The sequence below is a fragment of the Bradyrhizobium sp. CB3481 genome (genome assembly GCF_029714305.1).
Lineage (GTDB): Bacteria > Pseudomonadota > Alphaproteobacteria > Rhizobiales > Xanthobacteraceae > Bradyrhizobium.
On record NZ_CP121647.1, the window covers coordinates 6,772,317 to 6,783,838 of the forward strand.

Consider the following 11,522-nt stretch of genomic DNA (forward strand, 5'->3'; position numbering starts at 1 on the left):
CCGCTCTCCTCAGATCGCAGCGCGCGACCGCTCATGTGTTGCCCCCTTGAGCGCGGCAACGTCGACCACGGACGTCAACTTCTCGATTGGCACCGGCAGCCGCCGCCGCCAGTTCGGATGCTCATGGACCGTGCCGGGGATATTGGGCTGCTCGACCACGCTGAGCAGATCTTCCAGCGACACCGCGAGCAGCCGCGATTTGGTCCGCGCCAGGAAACTCGTCACCGAATAGAGATCATTGCGATCAATCGCGTGATGACGCAGCACATCGTCCAGCATCGCAAGCGCATGCCAGCGCGCACCGTCCGTCTCGCCGGGATCGATACCGAGCCCGCGCTTGGTCGTGAGATCGCCGAACGAGCGCCAGCCGGCGTACGTCGACAGATCGTGGGTGTTGAGGGTGACGAGCGCGTTGGTCAGGTAGTGATCGATGTTGCGGAACGAGCCTTGGTCGTCGCGCTCGAACATCATCACGAGATACGACCAGATGCCCCAATCGGCGATCTGGTCGCGAAACCCTTCCGGAACGGTGCCGAGGTCCTCACCAATCACGACGCAGCGATTGGCGACACTTTCCTGCGCCGTGACCGCGAGCAGCGCCTCGAACGGCATCTGCACATAGACGCCGTCGCGTGCGGTGAAACCCTGCGGCACCAGATAGAGCCGCTTCAGCCCGAGCACGTGGTCGAGCCGGATCGCGCCTGCATGTCGCATCGCGGCGCGCAGCATGTCGCGGTATGGCGCAAAGGATTCAAGCTCCAGTCCCACCGCATTGAAGCCGGCGAGACCCCAGGTCTGGCCGGCGGTGTTGAGCGGATCGGGCGGCGCGCCGACGCCAAGATGGCGGGATATCGCGACCTGTTCGTTCCAGGCGTCGAACCCATCGGCCTGCACGCCGACGGCAACGTCGAGATAGAGCCCGACCTTCAAGCCGAGCTTCTTCGCCAACTCGGCGGCGGCGCCGAGTTGCCGGTCGGCGGTCCATTGCACGAATTCGACGAACTCGATCTCGCCGCCATCCTCGCCCGCGCGCAACGCGGCGCATCTGGCGTCGTCGGGCTGCCGCCACTCGTCCGGCCATTCCCACCAGGGCTTGCCAAATTTGTGCCGGAGCACCTCGAAGCAGGCAAAGTGCGACAGCAGCGTACCGCGCTCGGCGCGGAACTTATCGAAATCCTGCTGACGCTGCGGTTTTGTGCCAGCCTTGAAGGCGACAAAGGCCGCGCGAAGCGCCTGCCACTTCAGACCCGCGACGCCGACGTAATCGACCAAGTCGGCTGCCCGTAACGCTGCCAGCGCCTCGCGGATTTCGGAATCAGGCTGAAATTCGGGAAGCTTTTCGACGTCGATATAGAGCGCGTTGAGAAACAGCCGGCTGTTTGGCGAATAGGGGCTGCAATCGCCGGGCCGATCGTCAAACAAAGCATGCAGCGGATTGAGACCGACGCCATCGGCGCCGAGCTGATCGGCCAGTTGGACCAGGTCGGCAAGGTCGGTGAAGTCGCCCATGCCCCAATTACGCGCCGAGCGGACGCTATAAAGCTGGGCCGCAAGCAGCCAGCACCGGTCAAATTCGCCGCCAAACGCCCGCTCCGGTGCCGAAATCAGCGGCACGTCCTCTGCCGCCGCGGTATCATTCACCTGCAGCCGGTAGATGCCTATTGGCAGATTCGTCGGCCAGTCGATGGCGTGATCCGAACTCTTGCCCTCGGCGATAACCCTCGCATCTACAACGATTTTCCACGCGACCGGAAGCACGGCCGTGGCTGGCAGCTCGGTACGCGATGGCCGCCCGGAACGGACTACGACGGGGTGGCCGATCAGCGGCTTTGGGGCCTCCGGCGGCAGCGCATCCAGGATAATTTTGAGCGCGGTGGCGTCCGTCACACGGCGGTGACCCTGACCATCCAGGAATTCGGTCTGAATCCCACGGGCTTTAGCTTCTGCAAAAAGGTCCATTCGGCACGTACTTTGCACGCAAACATCAAACGGATGTCGCGAAATTGTCCAAATACCGTAAGGGGATAGAGGGTGACTAACGCGCAGCCGCATCATCGGTTCCTGGGGAACCAAAGTGCGGCTGGCGGATTCTATCTTCCGTCCGGAACGTCTCCGTTTCTGCAAACGAAACGGGGACGTCATTTCCATGGCAATGGCATCACCGTGAACAAAAAAGCGCAAACCGCCGAGAGCTCCAACGCCGGCGTTTCCCTCCCTATCGACGCTGCCTATCCGCTGGATAAAGGCGGCGGGCTGTTGTCCGACGCAAAGGAGGCGCCGACCGCCGAGGCCACCGACGAGCTCTGGTACAAGGATGCGATCATCTACCAGCTCCACGTCAAGGCGTTCGCGGACAGCAACAATGATGGCATCGGCGACTTTGCCGGGCTGACCGAGAAACTGGGATACCTGCAGGATCTCGGGGTCACCACGCTGTGGCTGCTACCTTTCTACCCCTCCCCCGGCCGCGACGACGGCTACGACATCGCCGATTATGGCGACATCAATCCCGATTTCGGGACGATGAAGGACTTCAAGCGCTTCATCCAGGAGGCCAAGAAGCGAAACCTGCGCGTCATCACCGAACTCGTCATCAACCACACTTCGGACCAGCACGACTGGTTCAAGCGCGCCCGCCGCTCGGACCCGAATTCCTCCGCCCGCAACTGGTATGTCTGGAGCGATACCGACCAGAAATATCTGGGCACGCGGATCATCTTCACCGACACCGAGAAATCGAACTGGACCTGGGACCCGGAAGCCGGCCAGTTCTACTGGCACCGCTTCTTCTCACATCAGCCGGACCTCAATTTCGACAACCCGCGGGTGGTGAGCGCGCTGGTGCAGGTGATGAAGCGCTGGCTCGACACCGGTGTGGACGGCTTCCGCCTCGACGCCATTCCCTATCTCTGCGAGCGCGACGGCACCAACAACGAGAACCTGCCGGAGACGCATGCCATTATCAAGCGGCTGCGCGGCGAGCTCGATGCCTACGCCAAGGGCAAAGTGCTGCTCGCCGAGGCCAACCAGTGGCCGGAGGACGTGCAGGAATATTTCGGCCGCGGCGATGAATGCCACATGGCCTATCATTTCCCGCTGATGCCGCGCATCTACATGGCGATCGCCCAGGAAGACCGCTTCCCGATCACCGACATCCTGCGCCAGACGCCTGACATCCCGGCCAACTGCCAGTGGGCGCTGTTCTTGCGCAATCATGACGAGTTGACGCTGGAAATGGTCACCGATGTCGAGCGCGACTATCTGTGGTCGACCTACGCCAACGATCCCCGCGCGCGCATCAATGTCGGCATCCGCCGCCGCCTGGCGCCGTTGATGGACAATGACCGGCGCAAGATCGAGCTGATGAATTCGCTGCTGTTCTCGTTCCCGGGCACGCCGATCATCTATTACGGCGACGAGATCGGCATGGGTGACAACATCTATCTCGGTGACCGCAACGGCGTGCGCACCCCGATGCAGTGGACGCCGGACCGCAATGGCGGCTTCTCCCGCGCCGACCCGGCCCGGCTTTATGCGCCATGCATCATGGACCCGGTCTATGGCTATGAGGCGGTCAATGTCGAGGCGCAGTCGCGGAGCCTGTCTTCGCTGCTCTCCGCCACCAAGAAGCTGATCGCGGTGCGCAAATCCACGATCGCTTTCGGCCGCGGCACCATGACCTTCATCCGCCCGGAAAACCGCTCGGTGCTGTGCTATGTGCGGCAGTATCAGGGCGAAATCATCCTGTGCGTCGCCAACCTGTCGCGATCGGCGCAGGCGACCGAACTCGACCTTTCCGCCTTCAAGGACCGCATCCCCCTGGAAATGCTCGGGCGTACCCGCTTCCCGGCGATCGGAGAGCTGCCCTATATGATCACGCTCGCGCCGTACGGCTTCTACTGGTTCGAGCTGCAGGAGCGCGATAAATCGGTGCCGGCGCCGCCGCGCGCGGTGCCCGAATTCGAAACGCTGGTGGTGCCGCTGAACTCGACCTGGGTCTCGCTGGCGCGCGAGCGCGGCGTATTCGAGCGCGACGTGCTGCCCGGCCATCTGGCGCGTAGCCGCTGGTATCCGGAACGGTCGGCCAAGGCGATCCGCCCGACGCTGACCTCGGCGATTCCGTTCTGCGATATCGGCGACAACCGGCCATGGCTTGCCTTCTTCGAGACCGCCGAGCGCGGCGTAGCGACGCGCTACGTACTGCCGATGCAGATCGAATGGGTGCGCTTCGACCGCGAGCGTTATAACCCGCAGGCGCTGGCCGCTGTCCGCCAAGGCGCCCGCGAAGGCACGCTGCTCGACGTCGCCACCGACCAGATCTTCATCTCGCTCTTCCTGCGCAACCTGCAGCAATCGCTGACCGTCGATGAAAGCGAACAGGGCCTGCAGCTCGAATTCCGGCCGACCAGCCGCTTTGGCGAAAAGCCGATCCGGCAGCCCGAGCACATTCGCATCGTCGAATCCGACCAGCCGCGCAGCACCGCGCTGGTGGACAACGACTATGTCGTCAAGATCTACCGAACGCTGCAGGCCGGCCCCAATCCCGAGATCGAGATGGGACGTTTCCTGACCGACGTCGTCAATTTCGCCAATACGCCGGCGTTGCTCGGCAGCGCTGAGCTGGTCGAAGGCAATGAGAAGAGCGCGATCGGCGTGGTTCACGCCTTCATCGCCAATCAGGGCGACCTCTGGACCGTCAGCGCGGCATATCTCGACCGTTTCGTCGAGGAGCAGCGCCTGCTGGCCGATAGCATCCATCCCGGCGAGCGCGAGGAAGAGATCCCCTATCTGCGCTACATGGCGCAGGCCGGGCGGCGCGTCGCGGAATTGCACGCCGCCCTCGCCAGCAACGACGAGCTCCCCGAATTCGCGCCGGAGCCGACCGGCAGCGATGATGTGCAGCGCTGGATCGACGATCTGATGCTGTGCGCCGGCCGCGTGTTCGATGCGCTCCGGCAACGGCGCGAGACGCTGAAGGAGGCCGACCGCCCGCTGGCCGACCAGGTGCTGGCACTGCAGCCCGCTCTGCCCGATCTATTGGAAACGCTGGTGTCGCGCGAGGCGCAAGTGGCGAACATTCGCGGCCATGGCGACCTCGATCTCAGGCAGCTATTGATCGTCAAGGATGACATTTTCATTACCGATTTCGAGGGCGCGCCGCGGCGCAGCATCGCGGAGCGCCGGCGCAAGACGCCGGCGGCGCGCGACGTCGCCAGCCTGATCCGCTCGATCGACTATTCGGCCACCGCCGCCCTTGAGCGCGCGCTCAAAGTGGCTCACGATGAGCAAGGCAAGCTCGGCGCCGCGCTTGCCGAATGGCGCGACCGGGCGACGGCCGCATTGCTAGCCGCCTACCACGAGGCGCTGACCGACCAGCGGCTGTGGCCGGCCGATCCGAGGGCGGCAGACGGGCTTTTGACCTTCTTCCTGCTCGAGAAGGTAATGAACGAAATCGAGCACGAATTGTTGTTCCGTCCAGAATGGCTGCGCATGCCCCTGACCGGAATCCTGCGAATGTTGTCACAACCATCCTTCGAGGCCTCATGACCAAGCTGCCCGCCGAGGCCTATGCCATCATCGAAGGTAAGCACTCCGATCCTTTCCGTTACCTCGGCTTGCATAGCGAGGGCGGCCACAGCGTGGTGCGCGCGTTCATTCCCGAAGCCTCCAACGTCGAGGCTGTCGGCGAGCATGGCGAGACGGCGCAGCTTGAGCGGCTTCACGATGCCGGGCTGTTTGCGGGCGCGCTGCCAAACGGCTCCAAGCGCTACCAGCTTCGCGCCCGCTTCGGCGAGAACGTGGTCGAACTCGACGACCCCTACCGCTTCCCGCCCGTGCTCAGCGACTTCGATCTCTACCTGCTCGGCGAAGGTACCCACCGGCGGATCTACGACAAGCTCGGCGCCCATCCGATGACGCTCGACGGCGTCGAGGGCGTCGCCTTCGTGGTGCTGGCGCCGAACGCCAAGGCCGTCAACGTGGTCGGCGATTTCAACTTCTGGAACGCACGGCGGCATCCGATGCGCGTGCGCGGCGTCGGCTATTGGGAGTTGTTCGTGCCGCACGCCCGCGCCGGCGACCGCTACAAGTTCGACATCACCGGTCCCGACGGGCGGCATCTGCCGCTGAAATCCGATCCGGTCGCCTTTGCGGCCGAGCTCCGCCCCTCGACCGCCTCGGTCGTCGTCGATGAAACCAGAATTCCGAAACCGCGGCCGGCGCCATCAGGCATCAACGCACAGGAGGCGCCGATCTCGATCTACGAGGTTCATCTCGGCTCCTGGCGGCGCAAACATGGCAATGAATGGCTGAGCTATCGCGACCTCGCCGAGCAGCTTCCGGCCTATGCGAAGGATATGGGCTTTACCCATATCGAGTTTCTGCCCGTCAGCGAACACCCGTTCGACGGCTCCTGGGGCTATCAGCCGACCGGCCTCTACGCGCCGACCAGCCGGTTCGGCACGCCGGAAGATTTTTCCGCGCTCGTCGACGCCTGCCACCGCGAGGGACTTGGCGTCTGGCTCGACTGGGTGCCCGGACATTTCCCCGACGATCCGCACGGGCTCGGCTATTTCGACGGCACCGCGCTCTACGAGCACGCCAATCCAATGCAGGGCCGCCACCTCGACTGGGGCACGCTGATCTACAATTACGGCCGCACTGAAGTCGTGAATTTCCTCGTTTCCAACGCGCTGTTCTGGCTCGATCGCTACGGCGTCGACGGCCTGCGCGTCGATGCGGTCGCCTCGATGCTCTATCTCGACTATAGCCGGCCGGCCGGCGAATGGATTCCGAACCGCCATGGCGGGCGGGAGAACCTCGAAGCGATCGAATTCCTGCGCCGCTTCAACATCGAAGTATTCGGGCATTTTCCTGATGCCAGCACGGCGGCGGAGGAATCCACCGCGTGGCCGCAGGTGTCGCAGCCGGTCGAATATGGCGGGCTCGGCTTCGGCTTCAAATGGAACATGGGCTGGATGCACGATACGCTGAAATATATCGGCAAGGACCCGATCTACCGGAAGCATCATCACGGCGACGTGCTGTTCGGTCTGCACTACGCGTTTTCGGAGAACTTCATCCTGCCGCTATCGCATGACGAGGTGGTACACGGCAAGCGGTCGATCCTCGGCCGCATGCCGGGCGACGAGTGGCAGCGCTTTGCGAACCTGCGCGCCTATTACAGCTTCATGTTCGGCCATCCCGGCAAGAAGCTGCTGTTCATGGGCTGCGAGTTCGGCCAGGAGCGCGAATGGAATCACGATCAGTCGCTGGACTGGCATCTCCTGGCGCAGCACCGGCACACCGGCATCCAGAACCTGATCCGCGACCTCAACCGCCTCTATCGCGCCGTGCCGGCGCTGCACCAGATGGACTGCAACCAGGCCGGCTTCGAATGGGTCATCACCCACGATTCCGGCAACAACGTCTTTGCCTGGCTGCGCAAGGGGCTCGATCCGCATGCGCGCTGCCTCGTGGTGGTGAACTTCTCGCCGAACGTCTATCGCGACTACCGCGTCCGGGTGCCGTTCGCCGGCAATTGGAAGGAAGTGCTCAATTCCGACTCTGCGCATTACGGCGGCAGCAATGTCGGCAATGTCGGCACCGTCCACCCCCTGGAAGGCAGCATCCCCGAGCTCAGCCTGACCATTCCGCCGCTGGCTGCGATCTTTCTCGTACCTGAAAGCTGACGCATGCGTTTGTCCGCGGGAAGCCCCGCCCGCTTAGGTGCAAGCTGGGACGGCAGGGGCACCAACTTTGCGCTGTTCTCGGCCAATGCGGAGAAGGTCGAGCTCTGCCTGTTCGACGGCCAAGGCCGCCGCGAAATCGAGCGGATCGAACTGCCCGAGCGCAACGAGGACGTCTGGCACGGCTACCTCAACGACGTCTCGCCCGGGCAGCTGTACGGCTATCGCGTCCATGGACCCTATGCGCCGGAGCGCGGCCACCGCTTCAATGCCAACAAGCTGCTGCTCGATCCCTACGCCAAGCGGCTCGCCGGTCGGCTGGTGTGGAGCGATGCGCATTTCGGCTATCGCACCGGCAGCGCGCGCGAGGATCTTTCGTTCGATCGCCGCGACAATGCCCGCGGCATGCCGAAAGCCGTCGTCGTCGACGAGAGCTTCAATTGGGGCCGCCGCGAGATCCGGCCGAACATTTCCTGGGAAGACACCGTCATCTATGAGGCTCACGTCAAGGGCCTGACACAGAAGCGCAGCGATGTTGCGCCGGCCTGGCGCGGCACGTATGGCGGGCTGTGCGCGCCGGCGATGATCGACCATCTCAAGCGGCTCGGCGTCACCACCATCGAGCTGCTGCCGGTCCACGGGCTGATCGACGACCGCGTCCTGGTGGAGCGGAAGCTCGCGAATTATTGGGGCTACAACACACTGGCCTTCTTCGCGCCGGAGCCGCGCTACGCGCAGGACAACGCGCTCGACGCCTTCCGCACCACGGTGGCGCGGCTGCATGACGCCGGTATCGAAGTAATGCTCGACGTGGTCTACAACCACACCGCCGAGGGCAATCATCTCGGCCCGACGCTATGCTTCCGCGGCATCGACAACGCGTCCTATTACTGGCTCAGCAAGGATAATCCACGCTACTATGACGACTTCACGGGCTGCGGCAGCTCCGTCAATCTGACCCATCCGCGCGTGCTGCAGATGGTGATGGATTCGCTGCGCTACTGGGTCGAGGTCTGTCATGTCGACGGTTTCCGCTTCGACCTCGCCACCACGCTGGCGCGGACGCCGACCGGCTTCGACCGGAACTCTTCGTTTCTGACGGCCGTGCGGCAGGACCCGGTGCTCGCCTCCGTCAAGCTGGTCGCCGAGCCGTGGGACCTCGGCTTGGGCGGCTATCAGGTCGGGGCATTTCCCTCGCAATGGTCGGAGTGGAACGACCGCTATCGCAGCGCGCTGCGGCGCTACTGGAGCGGCGAAGGTAGCCTGATCGGCGAAGTATCGCGCCGCATGACCGCTTCATCCGACCTGTTCCACCACGACAACCGCGCAACCCGCGCCAGCATCAATCACATTACCGTCCATGACGGGTTCACGCTGGCCGATCTGTTCAGCTACAACGACAAGCACAACGAGGCCAACGGCGAGGACAATCGCGACGGCTCCAACGACAACCACAGCAACAATTGCGGGCATGAGGGCCCGACCACGGACGCCGCGATCGTCGCGCTGCGCCGGCAACTCCGAAAGAACCAGCTTGCCTGCCTGTTCCTCGCGCAGGGAACGCCATTGTTGCTGGCCGGCGACGAAGTCGGCAATTCGCAGAACGGCAACAACAATGCCTATTGCCAGGACAACGAGATCGGCTGGGTCAACTGGGACAATCTCGGCAAGCCGGGCGACGATCTCACCGATTTCGTCGGCCACATGACGGCGCTGCGCCGCCGCTTTCCCCAGCTCCGCTCCCAACGCTGGCTCTCCGGACGGCGCAAGGATGGCTCCTTTGACGGGCTGTGGCTGACACCGGCGGCCGAGGAGATGCAGGAATCCGACTGGAATTTTCCGGAGGGACGCTTCCTCAGCTACGTGCTGGCACCATTGGAACAAGGCCAGCCGCCGATCTTTATCGTGCTGAACGCCGCCCCCGAAGAGATCGCTTTCACCTTGCCCAAACTACCCGAATACAAGAACTGGCAGCAGGTGCTGAACACGACGGAGGCCAGCCAGGGCTTCGCCGAATTCGCCTCCGGCGCCGAGAGCAGCGCACCGCCGCGGTCGGTGCTTGCCTTTGCAGGCGCGACATGAATGTCCGTCAATTTGGTCCGTCCCTGGCCGACTACGGCACGCGGTTTCGACTGTGGGCACCGGCCGCGAAACGCGTCGACGTGATGCTGGAGCGGCCTCACCCGATGAAACGGGGCGAGGACGGCTGGTTTACCGCAGACATCGCCGGCGTGAAGGCGGGCGCACGCTACAAGTTTCGCATCGATGATGACATCGACGTGCCGGACCCGGCATCCGAGTTTCAGCCCGACGACGTGTTCGGCCCGAGCGAAGTGATCGACCACAATAGTTTTTCATGGCGCGCCGCAAGCTGGCGCGGGCGGCCGTGGCAGGAAGCCGTCATCGTTGAAGCGCATGTCGGCACCTTTACCAAGGAAGGCACCTATCGCGCGATGATCGAGCGGCTCGATCATCTCGTCGAGACCGGCATCACCGCGCTGGAATTGATGCCGCTGGCGGATTTCGCCGGCTCCCGGAACTGGGGCTATGACGGCGTCCTGTGGTATGCGCCCGACAGCGCCTATGGGCGGCCGGACGACCTAAAGACGCTGATCGACGAGGCGCATCTGCGCGGGCTGATGGTGCTGCTCGACGTGGTCTATAACCATTTCGGCCCCGAAGGAAATTATCTCGGCCGCTATGCGCCGTCCTTTTTCACGGACGCCCACACGCCCTGGGGCAGCGCGATCGATTATCGCGTCAGCCAAGTCCGCGCCTTTGCTATCGAGAACGCCGTGCACTGGCTGCGTGATTATCGCTTCGACGGCCTGCGGCTCGATGCCGTCAACTCGATCGTCGAGCCGGGCGGGCTGTCGCTGCTGCACGATATCAGCGCCGCCGCAGGCCGGCTTGCAGCGGAGACCGGCCGGCAGATTCATCTCGTGCTGGAGAACGGCGACAACCGCGCCAGCATCCTCGATCCCGTTCAGGATCCGCCACAAGGCAAGTACCGCGCGCAATGGAACGACGACTATCACCATGCCTGGCGCGTGATGATGACCGGCGAGAAGCAAGGCTATTATGTCGACTACCAACGCGCGCCGAAATCCGACATTGCGCGCGCGTTGTCCTCCGGTTTCGTCTATCAGGGTGAACCATCGGAATTTCGTCGCGGCAAGCGCGGCGAGCCGAGCGGACATCTGGCGCCGACCGCCTTCATCAACTTCCTGCAGAACCACGATCAGATCGGCAACCGCGCGCTGGGCGACCGTCTCGAAGGCAATGCGGACGCGCAGATGATCGAGGCGGCGCTCCAGGTGCTGCTGATAGCGCCGCACATCCCCATGCTGTTCATGGGCGAGGAGTGGGGCTCGACCGTGCCCTTCCCGTTCTTCTGCGATTTCGAAGGTGACCTTGCCGACGCCGTCCGCAAGGGCCGCCGCGTCGAACTGGCCTGGGCCTATGCCGAATATGGCGACGAGGTCCCCGACGCACTGGCCGCCTCGACCCGCGACTCCGCCGTGCTCGACTGGGACGGCCGTGAGGCGCCGGCGGGGAGGAAGCGCCTGACGATGGTGCGCGAGTTGTTGCAGGTCCGGCGGCGAGAGATCGTGCCGCGGCTGACAGGCTCCGCTTTTGGAAAAGCAGACGCGGCCGAAAACGGCTTGCTGACGGCAGACTGGCGAATGGGCGATGGCACGACCCTCCGCCTCCTCGCCAATCTCTCGGAAAAGTCCGTCAGCCATAGCCAAGCCGTGGGAACCCCGATCTGGGGAAACGAGTTGGGCAATAGCGTCCCGCCATGGTCGGTGCACTGGCGCATCGGATAGGAAA

The 11,522-nt window shown here is 63.7% G+C and carries 5 protein-coding genes; 4 read left to right on the forward strand and 1 reads right to left on the reverse strand.

Annotated features, from left to right (window positions below):
- Positions 1-9: 9 nt before the first annotated feature.
- The gene (malQ, locus tag QA643_RS32870; protein WP_283029813.1) at positions 10-1,959 is read right to left on the reverse strand and encodes a 4-alpha-glucanotransferase; all 1,950 of its coding nucleotides are present in this window, start codon (positions 1,957-1,959) and stop codon (positions 10-12) included.
- Between the two features lie 294 nt (positions 1,960-2,253).
- Here malQ and treS point away from each other — a divergent pair, with 294 nt between their 5' ends.
- Genes treS through treZ form a run of 4 tightly spaced genes read left to right on the forward strand, consistent with a single transcriptional unit; the run spans position 2,254 to position 11,518 of the window.
- On the forward strand, positions 2,254-5,547 hold the full coding sequence (treS, locus tag QA643_RS32875; RefSeq protein WP_283035002.1) for a maltose alpha-D-glucosyltransferase: 3,294 nt from the start codon (positions 2,254-2,256) through the stop codon (positions 5,545-5,547).
- On the forward strand, positions 5,544-7,691 hold the full coding sequence (glgB, locus tag QA643_RS32880; protein WP_283029814.1) for a 1,4-alpha-glucan branching protein GlgB: 2,148 nt from the start codon (positions 5,544-5,546) through the stop codon (positions 7,689-7,691). Before treS ends, glgB begins: the two co-directional genes overlap by 4 nt.
- Positions 7,692-7,694: 3 nt before the next feature.
- On the forward strand, positions 7,695-9,770 hold the full coding sequence (gene glgX, locus QA643_RS32885) for a glycogen debranching protein GlgX (protein WP_283029815.1): 2,076 nt from the start codon (positions 7,695-7,697) through the stop codon (positions 9,768-9,770).
- Positions 9,767-11,518 carry a malto-oligosyltrehalose trehalohydrolase gene (treZ, locus tag QA643_RS32890; RefSeq protein ID WP_283029816.1) on the forward strand — a complete coding sequence of 584 codons (1,752 nt, stop codon included), beginning with the start codon at positions 9,767-9,769 and terminating at the stop codon, positions 11,516-11,518. Before glgX ends, treZ begins: the two co-directional genes overlap by 4 nt.
- Positions 11,519-11,522: the final 4 nt, after the last annotated feature.

What these genes read in the sequence shown, in the direction of transcription:
- malQ (WP_283029813.1), bottom strand. Translation starts at nt 1,959, where the DNA reads ATGGACCTTTTTGCAGAAGCTAAAGCCCGTGGGATTCAGACCGAATTC.
- glgB (WP_283029814.1), top strand. Translation starts at nt 5,544, where the DNA reads ATGACCAAGCTGCCCGCCGAGGCCTATGCCATCATCGAAGGTAAGCAC.
- glgX (WP_283029815.1), top strand. Translation starts at nt 7,695, where the DNA reads ATGCGTTTGTCCGCGGGAAGCCCCGCCCGCTTAGGTGCAAGCTGGGAC.
- treZ (WP_283029816.1), top strand. Translation starts at nt 9,767, where the DNA reads ATGAATGTCCGTCAATTTGGTCCGTCCCTGGCCGACTACGGCACGCGG.